Source organism: Achromobacter sp. (assembly GCF_049647645.1).
Taxonomy (GTDB): Bacteria; Pseudomonadota; Gammaproteobacteria; order Burkholderiales; family Burkholderiaceae_B; genus Achromobacter.
In genome coordinates, this window is the sequence record NZ_JBARYB010000164.1 from 1 (window position 1) to 17,867 (window position 17,867).

At 64.9% G+C, this 17,867-nt stretch carries 14 protein-coding genes; 9 read left to right on the forward strand and 5 right to left on the reverse strand.

The features are described from left to right. The 8 genes from WBB14_RS19500 to WBB14_RS19535 form a co-directional block, all read left to right on the forward strand. The coding region (locus tag WBB14_RS19500) for a DUF3426 domain-containing protein (RefSeq protein ID WP_424241293.1) at positions 1-1,171 on the forward strand (1,171 nt) is incomplete at its 5' end. Between the two features lie 12 nt (positions 1,172-1,183). Continuing rightward, positions 1,184-2,125: a carbohydrate kinase family protein gene (locus WBB14_RS19505; protein ID WP_424241294.1), complete on the forward strand. Its 942-nt coding sequence runs from the start codon at positions 1,184-1,186 to the stop codon at positions 2,123-2,125. Positions 2,126-2,320: 195 nt separating this feature from the next. Beyond that, complete coding sequence (locus WBB14_RS19510) at positions 2,321-2,824, forward strand: glycine zipper 2TM domain-containing protein (protein WP_013391382.1); 504 nt, start codon at positions 2,321-2,323, stop codon at positions 2,822-2,824. A gap of 413 nt (positions 2,825-3,237) precedes the next feature. Continuing rightward, the gene (locus WBB14_RS19515) at positions 3,238-3,477 is read left to right on the forward strand and encodes an acyl carrier protein (protein WP_006226661.1); all 240 of its coding nucleotides are present in this window, start codon (positions 3,238-3,240) and stop codon (positions 3,475-3,477) included. After that, positions 3,455-4,642: a D-alanyl-lipoteichoic acid biosynthesis protein DltD gene (locus WBB14_RS19520; protein ID WP_424241295.1), complete on the forward strand. Its 1,188-nt coding sequence runs from the start codon at positions 3,455-3,457 to the stop codon at positions 4,640-4,642. The genes WBB14_RS19515 and WBB14_RS19520 overlap by 23 nt, the downstream gene beginning before the upstream one ends. Continuing rightward, positions 4,639-4,848 (forward strand): hypothetical protein, encoded by a 210-nt coding sequence (locus WBB14_RS19525; RefSeq protein ID WP_424241318.1) that lies wholly within the window; start codon positions 4,639-4,641, stop codon positions 4,846-4,848. Before WBB14_RS19520 ends, WBB14_RS19525 begins: the two co-directional genes overlap by 4 nt. Positions 4,849-4,855: 7 nt before the next feature. Further along, positions 4,856-5,983 carry an MBOAT family O-acyltransferase gene (locus tag WBB14_RS19530; RefSeq protein ID WP_424241296.1) on the forward strand — a complete coding sequence of 376 codons (1,128 nt, stop codon included), beginning with the start codon at positions 4,856-4,858 and terminating at the stop codon, positions 5,981-5,983. Between the two features lie 16 nt (positions 5,984-5,999). Then, complete coding sequence (locus tag WBB14_RS19535; protein WP_424241297.1) at positions 6,000-7,445, forward strand: D-alanine--poly(phosphoribitol) ligase; 1,446 nt, start codon at positions 6,000-6,002, stop codon at positions 7,443-7,445. A gap of 35 nt (positions 7,446-7,480) precedes the next feature. Here the strand turns inward: WBB14_RS19535 and WBB14_RS19540 are convergent, their stop codons facing one another. The 5 genes from WBB14_RS19540 to WBB14_RS19560 all read right to left on the reverse strand — a co-directional run bounded on the left by WBB14_RS19540 (position 7,481) and on the right by WBB14_RS19560 (position 17,287). Next, on the reverse strand, positions 7,481-8,041 hold the full coding sequence (locus tag WBB14_RS19540) for a YggT family protein (RefSeq protein WP_424241298.1): 561 nt from the start codon (positions 8,039-8,041) through the stop codon (positions 7,481-7,483). A 182-nt stretch (positions 8,042-8,223) separates the two neighbouring features. Beyond that, positions 8,224-8,907, reverse strand: a complete 684-nt coding sequence (locus tag WBB14_RS19545) for a histone H1-like DNA-binding protein (protein WP_207471032.1) — start codon at positions 8,905-8,907, stop codon at positions 8,224-8,226. Positions 8,908-9,330: 423 nt separating this feature from the next. Beyond that, positions 9,331-10,530, reverse strand: a complete 1,200-nt coding sequence (locus WBB14_RS19550; RefSeq protein ID WP_424241299.1) for a ribonucleotide-diphosphate reductase subunit beta — start codon at positions 10,528-10,530, stop codon at positions 9,331-9,333. Positions 10,531-10,550: 20 nt separating this feature from the next. Continuing rightward, positions 10,551-13,478 (reverse strand): ribonucleoside-diphosphate reductase subunit alpha, encoded by a 2,928-nt coding sequence (locus WBB14_RS19555; RefSeq protein WP_424241300.1) that lies wholly within the window; start codon positions 13,476-13,478, stop codon positions 10,551-10,553. A 302-nt stretch (positions 13,479-13,780) separates the two neighbouring features. Next, positions 13,781-17,287, reverse strand: coding sequence for an indolepyruvate ferredoxin oxidoreductase family protein (locus WBB14_RS19560; RefSeq protein WP_424241301.1), 3,507 nt, complete (start codon positions 17,285-17,287; stop codon positions 13,781-13,783). 129 nt (positions 17,288-17,416) lie between these two features. Here WBB14_RS19560 and WBB14_RS19565 point away from each other — a divergent pair, with 129 nt between their 5' ends. Then, a complete protein-coding gene (locus WBB14_RS19565) occupies positions 17,417-17,866 on the forward strand; it encodes an Lrp/AsnC family transcriptional regulator (RefSeq protein ID WP_008159001.1) in 450 nt (149 codons plus the stop codon). The last annotated feature ends 1 nt before the right edge of the window (position 17,867 follow it).

Consider the following 17,867-nt stretch of genomic DNA (forward strand, 5'->3'; position numbering starts at 1 on the left):
TGCGCCGCAGGGTGCGGTTGCGCCGGCAGCTCCCTTTGCGCCACAGCCCTCTACCGCGCCGCCGTTCCAAGCCACGCCGCCGGCTACGCAACCCGCGCCAGTGGTGGATTTTTCACAGATCGCGCCCTGGGACGACGAGCCGGAACCGCCGCGCGCGCTCGTGGCGTCGCCTTACCGTGCGCCCGAGGTTCCGCCCGCCGTGCTGCGCGGCCGCGACGACATCCGCCGACGCGCGGAGCCGGCCCGCGGCGCGCAGGAGCGCGAGCAGGACGAAGACGATGATCTGGTTGATGATCAGGCCTATGACTGGGCTGATGACGCTATCGTCCCGGACGAGAATCAGCCGCGCTGGACCGTCCCCGCGACGGCCCAGCCGGCCTATCGCCCCGATGCCGCCTCGCGCGGCGCGCATGCGGAGCCGTCCTTCTCCATCGGCCGCGCTCGCTCCGACGTGCGCGACGAAGAGCGCGACGACGAATACGACAACGAGTACGCCGACGAGCACCGGGACGACGACCGCGACGACTACAGCGACGACTACAGCGACCATCGCGACCCGGAGCGCGACGAATCCGGCGAACCTGTGCTGGGCGACACGCGCACGCGCTATTCCAGCGCGACCGACGTGGGCCGCGCGCCGCCCGAATTCCTCGATCAGGACCGCGAGGAGCGCCACGGCCTGCTGCGCAAGCTGTGGGGCTATGCCTGCCTGATCGGCCTGATCGCGCTGGGCCTGCAACTGGTGTACGCGTATCGCACCGATATCGCCAACTCCGTGCCCGTCCTGCGGCCGGTGCTGGAGACCGCGTGCCAGCCGCTGGGCTGCACCGTGGGGTATGCGCGCCGCCTGGAACTCATCCACATTCTCTCGTCGTCGCTGCAGCCGCCGACCGGCGCCGCGGCGATCGACGACGGCCGCAGCCGCCTGGTGCTGACGGTGGATCTGATCAACCGCCACAGCAAACCGCAGCACTGGCCGGCGCTGGTGCTGAACTTGAACGATCTGTCCGACACGGTGGTGGTGCGCCGCGTGCTCAAGCCCGAGGACTATCTGACGCCTGAGCAGCTGCGCGGTCCTTTCGCGTCCGAGTCCAAACTGAAGATCTCCGTGCCCATTGAAGTGACTGGCGTTCAGGTCAATGGCTTCCAACTCGATAAATTCTTTCCTTAAGGAATGACTAGCATGGCAACCCCAGTCCTGGTTTGCGGTTCGATGGCGTTCGACACCATCGCGGTGTTTGAAGGGCGTTTCAAGGAGCACATTCTTGCCGACCGCATCCAATCGCTGAGCGTGTCGTTCCTGGTGCCCAGCATGCGCAAGGAATACGGCGGCTGCTCGGGCAACATCGCCTACAGCATGAATCTGTTGGGCGGCAAACCCGTGCCCGTGGCGACCGTGGGCGAAGACGCGGGCGAGTACATGGAGCGCATGGCCGGCCTGGGTATCGACGTCAGCCGAGTCAAGGTGATTCCGGACACGTTCACCGCGCAGTGCTTCATCACGACCGACCTGGACGGCAACCAGATCACGGCTTTCCACCCCGGCGCCATGTCGCACGCGGCGGAAAACGACCTGAGCGACGCCGACGCGGCCTGGGCCATCGTTGCGCCCGATGCCAAGGAAGGCATGTTCGCCCACGCCGAGCGCCTGCATAAGCGCGGCATCCCGTTCATCTTCGACCTGGGCCAGGCCATGCCGCTGTTCGACGGCGCCGACCTGGAGCGCATGCTCAAGCTGGCGCAGGCGTTGACGGTGAACGACTACGAAGCCGGCGTGGTGGAACAGCGCACGGGCCGCAGCATGGAAGACATCGCCCGCTCGCTGCAGGCGGTGGTGGTGACGCGCGGCGCGGAAGGCGCCACGCTGCTGACCGAGGGCAAGACCATCCAGATCGCGCCGGTGCGCGCGGCCCAGGTGGTGGATCCGACCGGCTGCGGCGACGCGCAGCGCGGCGGCCTGCTTTACGGCTTGACCAGCGGCTGGAGCTGGGAAGACAGCTGCCGCCTGGGCAACGTCATGGGCGCCATCAAGATCGCTTCGCGCGGACCGCAGAACCACGCGCCGTCGCGCGCCGAGATCGACGCCGCGCTGCATGCGACCTACGGCATCCATCTGCCTGTCTGAACTCCTCGGGAACCCGGCGGTTGCGCCGTGGTCGAACCGTTGGAGAGGGGTAAGGGCGCCGTGTTCCGGCGCCTTTCCCGGCCGGTTTTTTCAGCTTCTGGCGGTGCGTTTCAGTGTGTTGCAGCTGCGCTGGCCCCAGTTCCGGGCCAGGGTATGATGAGTACATCGTCGGCAATGGCCGATCGAGGAGTCCAAATGAATCAAAGCAAAACTTTTTCCTTGGTGACGCCGCGCGCGGGGCGCTGGCTGGCGATCGCCGCCGTCGTGACCTCGATGGCGGTCCTGGGCGGCTGCGCCAACCGCAGCGCGTCCAGCGGCGTCTACAGCTATGACCAGGCGCAGCGCGAGCAGATCGTCCGTACCGGCACGGTCACCGGCGTGCGCCCCATCGTGATCCAGAACGACAAGTCCAGCGGCGTCGGCATGGTTGCCGGCGGCGCGCTGGGTGGCGTGGCGGGTAACGCCATTGGTGGCGGCACTGGCCGCACCATTGCCACCGTGGGCGGCGTCATCCTGGGCGCGTTGGCGGGCAATGCCATCGAGAACCAGACCGGCAAGAATTCGGGCTACGAAATCACCGTGCGCCTGGACAACGGCGAAACCCGCGTCGTTGCGCAGGAAGCGGACGTGCCCATCAGCGTGGGCCAACGCGTGCAGGTGATCAGCGGCTCGGGTCCGACCCGTGTCACGCCGATGTAAGCACCAGTCCAGCGCCGCTCGCGGCGCGGCTTGCAAAGCCCCCGTCAGGGGGCTTTTTTATTGGCGGCGGCGCAGGCCAATAACGGGGGCGGGGCAGGCAAGCCGCGCAAGCGTAAGAATCTGTCGCTAGGCCGCAACGCGGCGCCCGGGGATTTACCCGCGAACGTTACGTTTGCCAGCGTTTTCTCGCCATTTCCTCCAAAAGCCTCATGGCGATTTGACGAACGTGGTGCCATGATTGCGCCTGCGATCGACGTCGCATTGCGAAAATCATGTAACTGAGTGCGTCCAAGACGTCGTTCGTGGGTGGCTGGACGTTCAGCCCGGTTTCAGCCGTTTCTTTGTAATCTCGTCGTCCTGAATCCCGGGGCGGGGGATGTTTGGCCAATCAGGCCTGTAACGCCGCACTATCTATGCATACCGAGCAAGAACTCCACACCAAGATCGGCGAGATCGTCGAGTCGATCGTCATGAAGAAAGTCACCCCCGATACGCAGTTGATTGCCACCGGCCTGGTCGATTCGCTCGCCGCCGTGGACATCACGCTGGCGGTCGAGTCGGAGTACGGCTGCAGCATCCCGGCTCCCGAGATCGCGGAGCACCTACAGTCGGTCCGCACGCTTGCCGGCTATGTCGCTGCCCACACTTCGTAATACCCGGCTGTTGTCTCACGTCGCGGCTGCCGCGACGGCGGTGGCCCTGGCGGTGGCAACGTATTGCGGCGCGGACGATCTGCTCAGCCGCGTCGTCAATCCCATGTCGGCGCCTTCGGCCTCCGCGGCCGCCAAGAGCAACTACCTGCCCAACCTGGGTCCGGACTGGGGCACGCAGCACGTCAACCTGAACCGCCTGGGCAACGCCCTGAGCGACGGCACGCTGGTCGTGCTCGGCTCGTCCGAGCTGTCCAGCCATGACCTGCGCTTCGTGCCTTACCGCTTCTTCCCCGAAGAGCTGAAGGTGCCGACGCTGGCCTATGGCCATGCCATGTTCCAGTCGTATGGCATCGTCAGCGTGCTGGAGTCGGTGGCGGATTCGCTCACGCCCAATACGCGGCTGGTGGTCATGCTGTCGCCGGCCTGGTTCGCCTCGGGCGGGCAGTTGCCGCGCAGCGCGTTTGCCGAGCACGTCACCGGCCCGGTCTGGGATCGGCTGTGGGATCAGCCCAGCACGCGCGAGCAGATGCAGACCTGGATCAGCGACAACGCCAACTGGGGGCTGCTGTGGCTCATCGCCAATGGCCAGGTCGCGGAACTCAAGGACAAGCTGGCGCTGTGGTGGCATGCACGCAAGGAACCGGCGCCCGATCGTCCGCGCAGCAAGCTGTCCGTGCCCGCGCATCGCTACGTATCGTGGCCGGCGGCCGCGCGCCTAGATCAGGGCCAGTGGGGCCGTCTGACGCATCAGGCGCGCGCGGTCGAGCTGGACCTCGGCGGCCACAATCCCTACGACGTGCGCGACGATTACTACAAACAGTACCTGGCGGCGCTGTATTCGCCGGCCCGCAACGAGTTCGCCGACGTCGATCCGATCACGCGCGCTGAACTCGGCGATCTGTCGCGCGTGATGGCCCTGCTGCAGAAGCGCAAGGTCCATGCCTATTTCGTCATCCAGCCCTTCAATCCCAAGCTCATTCTGGACGTGGAACGCTTCGACCCGGTGGTGGCCGCCATCACGGGCATGTGCGAGCGCTATCAGATGGGCTGCCTGGATCTCTACAGCATCCCGTTCGAGCCGGGCATGCTGCGCGACGACATGCACCTGGCCGAACTCGGCTGGGCCATGGCCGATCAAGGCATTGCGGAGTACTTTTCCCGATGAGCAAGATTCTTCCCGCGGCCGCGCCTGAGGCCGGCCATGCCGACGAAGCGCAGGATTCCCGCAAGGCCGCTGCCGCCTGGGGACGCCGCTTCTTCTGGCACCTGTGCCTGTATATCGGCGTGATCCTGGTGTTCGTGCTGCAGGCGCAGCCCACCACGGGCAGTGGCGGGCCGATAAAGGTCGAATTCCAGTACCAACAGTTCTGAGCCCGCCATGGAATTGTTCGCAAGCTTGAGTTTTTTCGGCGGCGCCCTGTGCGGCGGCCTGGGCCTGCTGGCCTACCGTTCCTTCGGCATGCCGTTCCGGATCGGCTACCGCCACATCATCGGCGTGATCTGCCTGGGCGTGTGGATGGCGGTATTCTGGGCGCGCCCGTATCAACCCATCGCCTTGCTGGCCATTTCCGGCAGCGCGTTGTGGGCCGTGCGGCGCAACTACATCCCCACCTGGCTGGCCGTGATCATCACCATGACGCCGCTGCTGCTGGTGAAGACGGGCATCTCGCACCTGGGCGCCATGCTGGGGCTGTCCTTCGCCACGTTCCGCGCCATCGACGTGCTGCTGTTCGCGCAGCGCAACGAGCGCGTGTCGCCGCTGGACTACTTCATCTACCTGTTCTTCCCGCTGACGCTGTTGGCCGGTCCCATGTACCGCTGGCGCAATTTCCAGGCGGACCTGAAGCGCGGCTACGAAGGTGTGAACCTGAACACCTGGCTCAGCGGCCTGGAGCTCATCATGCTGGGCGTGATCCAGAAGTTCGGCGTGGCCGAACTGATCTGGCGCTACGGCCTGGCGACGCTGGACGCGCACGACTACTCGTTCACCGGCGTGGCGCTCAACGCCTCGCTCTACAGCGCCTACCTGTTCTTCGATTTCGCCGGCTATTCCACCATGGCGATCGGTATCGGCATGCTGTTCGGCTTCACCTTGCCGATCAACTTCCGCAATCCCCTGGCCACGCTCAACCCGCAGGATTTCTGGCGCCGCTGGCACATCAGCCTGTCGGAGTGGCTGCGCGACGTGGTGTTCATGCCCATCTACAAGGCGCTGAGCAAGACCAAGTTCTTCGGCCGCCATCGCATGGCGGCGCAGAACATCGGCATCTTCGCGACCTTGCTGGCCATGGGCGTCTGGAACGGGCTGTCGTTGCACTACATCGTCAGCGGCCTGATGTTCGGCGCGTATTCGGTGGGCCACAACTTGCTGATCAACGCCGCCCGCACCCGTCCCGCCCTGCAGGCCGCGCTGGCGCAACCCGTCATGCGCTTTCTTGGGCGCGTGCTCACTCTGATTCTGGCTGCGCTGGCGCTTTACGTGTTCAGCGGCCGCAGTCCCATCTGACGCCGGGAGTTTCGGCATGCGTTTCGATCTGAAGTCTTTCCAGTTCACTGATTGCGAGCGCGCGCCCGATGCGCCGGCTGTCGTTGCCGCCGACCGCAGCCTGAGCTGGGCGCAATTGCGCGACGAGGCCGGCGCCTGGGCCGAAGAGGCGCGCAGGCATGGGGCGGCGCCGGACGTGCCGGTGGCCATCTATGGGCACAAGGAAGCCTCGTTTTTCGTCGCCATGGTTGGCGCCCTGCTCATCGGGGCGCCGTTCGTGCCGGTGGACACCATCTATCCGCAAGAGCGCCTGCGCCGCATCGTCGAGATCGTGCGCGCCGCCGCTGTGTTCGATGCCGCCAGCGGAAGCTTCACGCGCGGCGAGGGCGCGGTGCTGGCCGAGCGCGGCCTGGCCTACGTCATGTTCACGTCCGGCAGCACGGGCGATCCGAAGGGTGTGCAGATCGGCCGCGAAAGCGTCGGCCTGCTGGGCGACTGGATGCTGGGCAGCTTTGGCCTGGGCGAGGCGCCCGTGTTCATGAACCAGGCGCCGTTCAGCTTCGATCTGTCCATGTACGAAGTATTCGCCACCCTGGCCGCGGGCGGTTGCTGTGTGCTGAGCGCACGCGAGCAGATCGCCGCGCCGGCCGCCTGGATGGCCCGCCTGGCACAGCACGGCGTGACGGCCTGGGTGTCCACGCCGTCATTTGCGCATCAGCAACTGGCCAACCGCGATTTCTCGCCAGCCGCCTTGCCCACGTTGCGCACCTTCCTGTTTTGCGGCGAGCCGCTACCGTCGGCGCTGGCCAAGAAACTGCGCCAGCGCTTCCCGCACGCCGTCATTCTGAATACCTACGGCCCCACGGAAGCCACCGTGGCGACCACCTGGATCGAGGTCACCGATGCGGTCCTGGCCGCGCACGATCCGCTGCCGGTGGGTCATGCCAAGCCCGACAGCGTGCTGATCGTGGACGAAGGCGAGATCTGCATCGTGGGCGATCACGTCATGCGCGGCTATCTGAACCGCCCGGACCTGAACGAGGCCAAGCTCTATATCTACGCAGACGGCCGCCGCGCCTTCCGCACGGGCGACCTTGGCCAGATGGAAGGCGACGGCCTGCTGTTCTGCCGCGGCCGCATGGACGACCAGATCAAGCTGAACGGCTATCGCATCGAGCTGGCCGAGATCGACGAGGCGCTGCATGGCCTGCCGGGCGTGGAGGGCGGCGCTTGCGCGGTGCTGCGCAGGCCCGACGGCACGGCGGTGCGCTTGATCGGATTCGTGGCGGGAGTGGAGGCAGGGCAGGTGCCCTGCATGCTGGCGCCGGACGCGCTGGAAGGCTGGAAGGAGCGGCTGGCGCAGCGCCTGCCGCCTTACATGGTGCCGTCCGAGCTGGTGGCCTGTCCGGCGCTGCCCATGTCGAACAACCACAAGATCGACCGCAAGAAGCTGGTCGAGATCTACGCCGGCATTCCGGCGTAAGGCTTCTGCGCAGCGGGGCGCTGCCCCGCCGCCGCTTACAGGCCCATCATGCGCTGGCTGATGTTGGACAGCACCATCAGCAGCACCTGCGCGACGATTAGCAGCACCAGCGGCGAAAAGTCGATCGCGGTGCGCGGCAGCAGGCGGCGGATGGGGTCCAGCATGGGCGCGGTCAGCGCCTGCAGCATCGGCATCATGGGCGCCATCGGGTTGACCCACGACAGCACGGCCTGGATCAGCGTCAGCCACACCACCAGGTTCAGCGCCCACTTGATGGCCATGATCAGGGCCGAGCCCATGGCCTTGGGCAGGTACTCCAGTGGAATCAGCGCGCCAATCGCCACCAGCCAGACCAGCACCAGATAGATCAGCGCGGACAGCCACACGGCGACCAGGCTGGTCCAGTCGATCTTGTTGCCGGCGGGAATGATCTTGCGCAGGGGCAGCACCAGCCAGTTGGTGGCCTGGTAGATGAAGCGCGACAAAGGATTGAAGGGGTGCAGCCGTATCGCGTGCATCCAGGCGCGGGCAATCAGCGCGGCGCCGAACAGCGTGAACACGATTTCGAGAAGGAAGCGCAAGATTTCATCGAGCATGGACACGGTCACCCTGAAAAAGAGGAGTCAATTGTCGCACGCCCAAGCGAAAAATCGCCTGCAGGCAGCGCCTGCTCGCAATCCTTGGGAGAGGCTGGTCGATTGCGGACCGGGCGGACATGAAAAAGCCGCCGGGCCTAGGCCAGGCGGCTCTGCGAAGCTAGAGCTTCGAACCGTCCGGATTAGGGACGGCCACCCGTCGGGAACGGCCACGACGCGGCGGGGTTCAGCGCGGTCTTCGCGCCCGGGGCGGCAGCCGTGGACGGCGGCGTTACGGGCTTCTTCGGAGCGGCTTTCTTCGCAGCGGGCTTCTTGGCGGCGGCAGGCTTCTTGGCTGCGGCAGGCTTGGCAGCAGCGGGAGCCTTCTTGGCAGCAGGGGCCTTTTTGGCAGCGGCCTTCTTGGCGGCAGGCGCCTTCTTGGCTACGGCCTTCTTGGCAACCGCCTTCTTGGCAGCAGGAGCCTTCTTGGCGACGGCCTTCTTGGCTACCGCTTTCTTGGCGACGGCCTTTTTGGCGACGACTTTCTTGGCTACGGCTTTCTTGGCGACGGCCTTCTTGGCAACCGCTTTCTTGGCGACAGCCTTCTTGGCCACGGCCTTCTTGGCGACGACCTTCTTGGCTACCGCTTTCTTGGCGACGGCCTTTTTGGCTACGGCCTTCTTGGCAACCGCTTTCTTGGCGGCAACCTTCTTGACTGCCGGCTTCTTGGCGGCAACCTTCTTCACTGCCGGCTTCTTGGCAGCGACTTTCTTGACGGCTACCTTCTTGACGGCAGCTTTCTTGGCCGGTGCGGCCTTTTTCGCTACTGCCTTCTTGGCGGCGGGCTTCTTCACCGCTTTCTTTACGGCTTTCTTGGCTGTTGCCATGGTCATGCTCCTTAGGTTCAGGGGTCCCAGAACTTAAACCCGTGCCCCGATCCGCCAACGGCGCATCGTGCCCGGGCTATTCATCGGCGCAAGCCGCTGTTCTGTGCGAGCAACAGCTACTACGGTTTGCGCTAATGAATTCGGCACAGCCATTTGATATGGCCCCCGCTCCTATGGCGCGAGCCATTTCAAATGGTGCCGGCAGGCGACCTGATCACAGGCCGCCGACCGCTTGTTCTACGTGTGTTCGAATTGCCACCACGCCGCGCCTTCGGCTCGCTGCCCCCCGAGGGGGTGCATTTTGCCTTGAGGCGGCCCGGCGACAAAACACCCTGACCGGGGAGAGCGTCATCAAACCTGTCGCGAACGCGACGCTCCTTGCATCTGGAGCGTGCCCGCGCCGGGCCTGATGACGTACTGCTTTTACTCCCAGCTCAGCGTGCCACCGGTTTGGTATTCGATCACGCGAGTTTCAAAAAAGTTGCGTTCCTTCTTAAGATCGATCATTTCCGCCATCCACGGGAAGGGATTTTCTTCCTGGGGGTACAGCGGTTCGATACCGATTTGCTGGCAACGACGGTTGGCGATGAAGCGCAGGTAGGATTTGAACATAGGTGCGTTCAAGCCCAATACGCCGCGCGGCATCGTGTCTTCGGCGTAAGCGTATTCGAGTTCGACCGCTTTGCGGAAGAGTTCTCGAATTTCTTCGCGGAATTCCGGCGTCCACAGATGCGGATTTTCCAGTTTGACGGTGTTGATCAGGTCGATGCCGAAATTGCAGTGCATGGATTCATCGCGCAGGATGTACATGTACTGCTCGGCGGCGCCGGTCATCTTGTTCTGGCGGCCCAGCGCCAGGATCTGCGTAAAGCCAACGTAGAAGAACAGGCCTTCCATCAGGCAAGCGAAGACGATCAGCGATTTCAGCAGCGTCTGGTCGGCTTCGGGAGTGCCCGTCTTGAAGTTGGGGTCCGCGATCGCGTCGATGAACGGGATCAGGAACTCGTCCTTGGCGCGGATGGACGGCACTTCGTTGTAAGCGTTGAAGATCTCCGCTTCGTCCAGGTCCAGGCTTTCGACGATGTATTGATAGGCGTGCGTGTGGATCGCTTCTTCAAACGCCTGGCGCAGCAGGAACTGGCGGCACTCGGGCGCCGTGATGTGGCGGTAGGTGCCCAGCACGATGTTGTTCGCGGCCAGCGAGTCGGCGGTGACGAAGAAACCCAGGTTGCGCTTGACGATGCGGCGCTCGTCCTCGGTGAGCCCGTTCGGGTTCTTCCAGAGGGCGATGTCGCGCGACATGTTGATCTCTTGCGGCATCCAGTGGTTGGCGCAAGTGGCCAGGTACTTCTCCCACGCCCACTTGTACTTGAAGGGTACGAGCTGGTTGACGTCGGTCTGGCCGTTGATGATGCGCTTGTCGGCAACCTTCACGCGTTGCGAGGTGGCGGCGCCGCTGGTAGCCAGGCCGGCCGCGTGTTCAGGCGCGGCGGGCGTGGGCATGGCGGTGTCGCCGAAAACACCGGTCGCGGCCCGGACTTCGGGCGCAGCCTGCCCGCCCGCCGCGGGGGCGGGCGATTGAGCAGGTTGCGTTGCGATGGTGTCGTCTTCCCAATTAATCATGATTCATTCTCCGGAGGCGGTTATTGGCAGGCTTCGCACTCTTCGAAGCCGGGGTCGCCCGGCCGCATGGTGCAAACCGCCCCGAGAACTTCGGGTTCCGGCAAAACAGGTGCAGCAGCGATAGCGGCAGACGTGGACTGGCCACCTGCGGAAACGGCGTTCAATTCGCCGCCGCGTCCCGTGGACTTCTCGGCGCTGGTGGCGCCCAGGGTACGCAGGTAGTAGGTCGTCTTCAGGCCGCGCTTCCAGGCCAGCTTGTAGGTGTCGTCCAGCTTCTTGCCCGATGCGCCGGCCATGTAGATGTTCAGCGACTGTGCTTGATCGATCCACTTCTGGCGACGCGACGCGCATTCAACCAGCCAGCTCGGTTCGACTTCGAACGCAGTGGCGTAGAGGTCGCGGAGTTCGGAAGGTACGCGATCGATGCGGGACAGGCTGCCGTCGAAGTACTTGAGGTCGGCGACCATGACTTCGTCCCAGAGACCGAGTTTCTTCAGGTCACGCACGAGGTAATCGTTAACGACCGTGAACTCGCCGGAGAGATTCGATTTGACGTACAAGTTCTGGAAAGTGGGTTCGATGCACGCAGATACACCAATGATATTGGAAATAGTTGCGGTTGGGGCGATTGCGATGCAATTGGAGTTGCGCATGCCATGTTGTTTGATGCGCGCGCGCAACGTATCCCAATCGAGCGTGCTCGACTCATCGACTTCAACATGACCGCCGCGTTCATCGCGCAGCATCTTCAACGTGTCTTGCGGCAAGATGCCACGCGACCACAGCGAGCCTTCATACGATTGATAACGGCCGCGCTCTTCAGCGAGCAGGCTCGAGGCCCAGTACGCGTGATAGCACACGGCTTCCATCGAACGGTCGGCGAATTCGACAGCGGACTGCGATGCGTAAGGCACGCGCATCATCTGCAGGCAATCCTGGAAGCCCATGATGCCCATGCCCACCGGACGATGGCGCGCGTTGGAATTGCGGGCCTTGTCGACGGCGTAGTAGTTGATGTCGATCACGTTGTCGAGCATGCGCATGGCGATGCTGACGGTGCGCTTGATCTTGTCGTGGTCGAGTTCGAAACCGCCGCCGGCAGCCGGCTTCATGTGCGCGACCAGGTTCACGGAACCCAGGTTGCACACTGCGATTTCGGATTCGTTGGTGTTCAGCGTGATCTCGGTGCAGAGGTTCGAGCTGTGGACCACGCCGACGTGCTGCTGCGGCGAACGGATGTTGCAAGGATCCTTGAACGTGATCCAGGGGTGTCCGGTTTCGAACAGCATCGACAGCATCTTGCGCCACAGGTTCAGCGCCGGCATCTTCTTGAAGAGCTTGAGCTCGCCGCTGGCGACGCGCGCTTCGTAGCCCACGTAGGCTTCTTCGAAGGCGCGGCCGTACTTGTCGTGCAGGTCGGGGCAGTCGGACGGCGAGAACAGCGTCCATTCGCCGCCTTCCATGACGCGCTTCATGAACAGGTCGGGAATCCAGTTCGCCGTGTTCATGTCGTGCGTGCGGCGGCGTTCGTCGCCGGTGTTCTTGCGCAGTTCCAGGAATTCTTCGATGTCCAGGTGCCACGATTCCAGGTACGTGCAGACAGCGCCCTTGCGCTTGCCACCCTGGTTGACCGCCACGGCGGTGTCGTTGACGACCTTCAGGAACGGAACCACGCCCTGGCTTTCGCCGTTGGTGCCCTTGATGTGGCTGCGCAGCGCGCGCACCGGGGTCCAGTCGTTGCCCAGGCCGCCGGCGTACTTGGCCAGCAGCGCGTTTTCCTTGATGGCGTCGTAGATGCCTTCCAGGTCGTCGGAGACGGTGGTGAGGTAGCACGATGACAACTGCGAGTGCAGGGTGCCCGAGTTGAACAGCGTCGGGGTCGAGCTCATGAAGTCGAACGAGGACAGGATCTCGTAGAACTCGATGGCGCGGGTTTCGCGGTCGGCTTCGCGCAGCGCCAGACCCATGGCCACGCGCATGAAGAACACCTGCGGCAGTTCGATGCGGGTGCCGCGGATGTGCAGGAAGTAGCGGTCGTACAGGGTCTGCAGGCCGAGGTAGCCGAACTGCAGGTCGCGCTTGGCGTTCAGGGCGTGGCCCAGCTTGGTCAGGTCATAGCTGGCCAGGTCGGGCGACAGCAGGCCGCCTTCGATGCCGCGAGCGATGAAGGTGGGGAAGTATTCGGCGTAGCGGGCGGCCATGCCGCCCTGCGAGACTTCCTCGCCCAGCACTTCCTTGCGGATCGTGTGCAGCAGCAGACGGGCGGTGACCTGGCTGTAGGCCGGGTCCTTTTCGACCAGCGCGCGCGCGGACAGGATGGCGGACTTGAACACCTCGTCGACGGGGATGCCGTCGTACAGGTTCTTGACCGTTTCCTTCAGGATCGCTTCCGTATCGATGAATTCGGCCAGGCCTTCGCCGGCGGCTTCGATGGTGGCGCGCAATTCAGCCAGGTCCAGCGGGCGGCGCACGCCGGCATCGGTCACGTTCAGCACGTGCTCCTGCGGGGCGGCGGCCTTTTCCTGGCCTTCGGCGGCGGCAGCGGCGGCGCGTTCCTGCGTGCGCTTTTCGCGGTACAGCACGTAGGCGCGGGCAACGTCGTGTTCGCCCGAGCGCATCAGGGCCAGTTCGACCTGGTCCTGGATGTCTTCAATATGGAAGGTGCCGCCATTGGGGCGGTTGCGCACCAGGGCGTTGACGGCCTGGCTGGTCAGGTTCTCGACCAGTTCACGCACGCGCGCCGAGGCCGCGCCCTGGCCGCCATTGACGGCCAGGAAGGCCTTGGTCATGGCGATGGCGATCTTGTTGGGTTCGAACCCGACCACCGAGCCATTGCGGCGAATGATGTTGTAGCTGGCCCATTGCCCGCCATTGGCGTCGGCAGGGGAATCGGTTTGCGAGGGCGGCACGGCCGTAGGCCGGGTCACAGAGGCGATCGTAGTCTGCATGGAAGCTCCTGTGCGAAAAGCGCGTAGATAGCGACATGACGACGTCATGTCAGGTACGAAATCGGATCTTTTGAGGGGGTCGCAACGTTAGGACGGGCTAGTCCAAAAGGCGTGGCCGACGGGTATCAGCGCTTAGGCGACCACAACATGTAGTGTAGCACCCCTCGTTGGACACTAATTCTAGTGATCGAGTACGACAGGGACAAGAAGAAGATAAGACGAAGTTCACAAAAGATTGTTACCAAATGCACTAGGCGCGCCCAGCAAGGCGCGCCCAGGAAGGTGCCGCTCAGAGCGAATGTTTATGCGGTTTTCCGCAGGGGCATATCTTGCGGGGCAGGCGCCGTATAGGTTTGCATCAAGCGGCCTAACTCCGTCCGATACTTCTCGACGTTTGCAGCCTTCACGTGGCCGAAGCCGCGGATGGTTTCTGCAAGGCCGGCGATTGTAGCCGCTTGCTGCAGCTTGTCGCGGGTCAACCCTGCGAGCAACTGGTCTATGGTCTGGCGGTACTCGCGCACCAGCGACCGTTCCATCTTGCGTTCGGCGGTATGGCCGAAAGGATCGAACCAGGTGCCGCGCAAGCCCTTCAGGCGCGCCAGCATTTTCAGTGCGGTCATGGTGCGCGGGCCCAGCGTCATCTTGCGCGGCACGCCGGTGCGCGGATCCTTGCGGGCGAAGAGGGGCGGCGCCATGTGAAAGCGCAGGCTGTAATCGCCTTCGAACTGGCCCTTCAGCTGCGCCTGGAACGACTCGCCGGTATAGAGCCGCGCCACTTCGTACTCGTCCTTGTAGGCCATGAGCTTGAAGAGGCCGCGCGCAACCGCCAGCGCCAGGCGCGGAGTCTTGGCGTCGGGCGCCAGTGCGCGCTCGCGCGCCGCGACGGCCTCGACCACGTCCTGGAATTGGCGGGCATAGCCGGCATCCTGGTAGGCGGTGAGGTCGTCGATGCGGCGCGTGACGGCGCGTTCGAACGATTCCGGGACGTGCAGCTGCACCACCTGGGCGCGCGGCCGCAGCGCGCCTTCCAGCGCGTCGGGCTGATGCGCCGCGAGGCGGCCGCTGTCGAACGCGGCCCGGTTGGCGGCCACCGCCACGCCATTAAGTTCGATGGCGCGGTTGATGGCCGCTTGCGACAGTGGCACGCCGCCGCGCTGCCAGGCATAGCCCAGCATGAACATATTGGACAGGATGCTGTCGCCGAACAGGGCCAGCGCCGCTTCATGCGCGTCGATCGCGGCGGTGTTGGCGTCGCCCGCCGCGTGGCGGATCTTGGCCAGCAGCGCTTCGGGCCGCATGGCGGCATCCGGATTGCGGGTGAAGTCGGAGACCGGCGCCACGTAGCTGTTGACCGTGACCTGGGTGTGGCCGCGGCGCAGCGCGCCCAGCGAGTCGGGCGCCACGGAGGCCACCGGGTCGCACAGGATCGCGGCGTCGGCCTGCTGCCAGTCCAGGCGCACGGGGCCGGCAGGCGCGCCGGGAGGCGCCAGGCGGATGTGGCTGACCACCGTGCCGCCTTTCTGCGCCAGGCCGGTCAGGTCGAGCACGGCGGCGGACAGGCCTTCCAGGTGCGCGGCCATCGACACGATGGCGCCGATGGTGATGACGCCAGTGCCGCCCATGCCGGCGACCAGCAGGCGATAGGGATGGTCCAGCGCGGGCATGGCCGGCAGGGGCAATTGCGCGATCAGCTTCTGCAGGCGTTCCTGGTCGGCCTTGGGCGCCGCGCTCTTCTTGGGCTTGCCGCCCATGACGGACACGAAGCTGGGGCAGAAGCCTTCGACGCAGGAATAGTCCTTGTTGCAGCTGGATTGGTCGATGGCGCGCTTGCGGCCATAGGGCGTTTCCAGCGGCACCACCGACAGGCAGTTCGATTGCACGCCGCAGTCGCCGCAGCCTTCGCACACGGCGCTGTTGATCAGCATGCGGCGTGCCGGGTCAGGGAACTGGTTCTTCTTGCGGCGCCGGCGCTTCTCGGCGGCGCAGGTCTGATCATGGATCAGCACGGTCACGCCGGGGATCTCGCGCAGCTCGCGCTGCAGCGCGTCCAGTTCGCGGCGGTGGTGCACCTTGATGCCGGCGCCCAAGTCCACGCCCTGGTACTTCTCGGGCTCATCCGTGGTGACGACGATGCGGGTCACGTTCTCGCCGCGCAGTTGCTGGCAGATGCTGGGCACCGAGATCGGACCGTCGATGGGCTGTCCGCCCGTCATGGCCGTGGCGTCGTTGAACAGGATCTTGTAGGTGATGTTGGCCTTGGCCGCGACCGCCTGGCGGATGGCGAGATAGCCGGAGTGGTAATAAGTGCCTTCTCCCATGTTCTGGAAGATGTGCGGCATCTTGGTGTAGCGCGACAGGCCGATCCAGTCGACGCCTTCGCCGCCCATCTGCGTCAAGCCGCCGGTGTCGCGGTCCATCCAGGCGGCCATGTAGTGGCAGCCCACGCCCGACAGCGCCTGGCTGCCTTCCGGCACCTTGGTCGACGAGCTGTGCGGGCAGCCCGAACAGAAGTAGGGGCGGCGGCGCATGCCGTCGGCGTCGTTGGACAACGGCGCCTGGCACGCGAACGCGGACAGGTCCGCCGCCAGCGGCAGGCCGGCGGCGCGGCTGAGCCAGCTGGCCAGCGGCTGCGCCAGCAGGGAGGGGCGCAATTGGCCGGCCGAGGGCACCAGCGTTTCGCCGTCGAAGCCTTTCTTGCCGATGACCGAGGGGCGCTCGGGCATGTTGAACAGCAGGTCCTTGATCTGGCTTTCGACCACTGCTCCCTTTTCCTCGATCACGAGGATGTGCGACAGGCCGCGCGCGAATTCCAGCAGGCGTTCGGCGTCCAGCGGCCAGGTCAGGCCGGGCTTGTAGATGCGCACCGGCGCGTTGGCGGTGACGGTGTCCACGCCCAGGCGCGACAGCGCTTCCATGGTGTCCAGATGCGCCTTGCCGACCGTGACGATGCCCACGGTGGCCTTGGGCGCCGGACAGGCCAGGCGGTCGATGCTGTGGCGGCGCGCGAACGCGGCCACGGCCTGCATGCGCAGGTTCATGCGCGTTTCGATCGCCAGCGAGAGGAAGTCGCGCGCGGAGTATTCGAGCGATTCGGGCGGCATGTCCGGGTCCGCCGGCATGTCGTAACGCTGCGCGGGGGCGGGGACGAAGGAATGCCCACATTCGATAGTTTCGGACACGGCCTTGAAGGCGACCCAGGTGCCCGAGTAGCGCGACAGGGCCCAGCCCCACAGCGCGAAGGTTTCGTATTCGTCGATGGAGGCGGGATGCACGATGGGCATCTGCCAGCCGATCAGCGAGGCCTCGCTGGAATGGGGAATCGAGGACGACACGGCGGTGTGGTCGTCGCCTACCACCACCAGCACGCCGCCGTTGCGCGATGCGCCCGCGGCGTTGCCGTGATGCAGCGCGTCGCCGGCGCGATCCACGCCCGGACCCTTGCCGTACCACATGGCGTAGACGCCATCGACGTTGCGGTCGGCGCGCACGCCGGCCTGCTGCGTGCCCATGACGGCGGTGGCCGCCATGTCTTCATTGATGGCGGGCAGGAAGGTGATCTGGTTGGCGTCCAGCGCCTTCTGCGCCTTCCACATGGCCATGTCCACGCCGCCCAGCGGCGAGCCGCGGTAGCCAGAGACGAAGCCGGCCGTGTTCAGGCCGCGCTCGCGGTCCATCCGGGCCTGGGTGAGCATGATGCGCACCAGCGCCTGGGTGCCGGTCAGAAAGATGCGGCCGGAGCTGCGGGTGAGGTTGTCGGCGAGCTGGTACTCGAGGTCCAGCTGGGGTTCGGCGGCGGGGGTACCGTCCATGGTGAATACTCCTGGTTTCGGCACCATGATAGGTTCGCGAGCCATCAGGTTTATTGCGTTTTCGGATCGTGCTATCCCTATAATTCGCAATGAACATTTCGTGTACGACAAAAACCAGGAGACTAAGCGATGGACAAGACCGATATCGGCATCCTCAAGGCCTTGCAGGAGGACGGCCGGGCCTCGGCGCAGCAGCTTTCAGAGAAGGTGGGGCTGTCGGCCGCGCCGGTGTGGCGCAGGGTGAAGGCGATGGAGGCCAGCGGAGTGATCCAGGGCTACAGCGCCCAGGTGGACCGCAGCAAGGTGGGGCTGGGCTGCATGTTCGCCCAGATCAGCCTGGAGCGGCATTCCGCCAATACGGTCGAGAACTTCGAGCGCTCGGTGCGCGACGCGCCCGAAATCCTGGAGTGCTACGCGGTCACGGGGGATTCGGACTTCCTGCTGAAAATCCTGGTGGAAAGCCCGGAAGCCTACGACCGGTTCCTGCACCGTTTCCTGTTCAACATGCCGGGCATACGGCAGACCCGCACCATCGTCGCGCTGCGTGAAATCAAGCACGAGCAGCGCCTGCCGCTGTAGG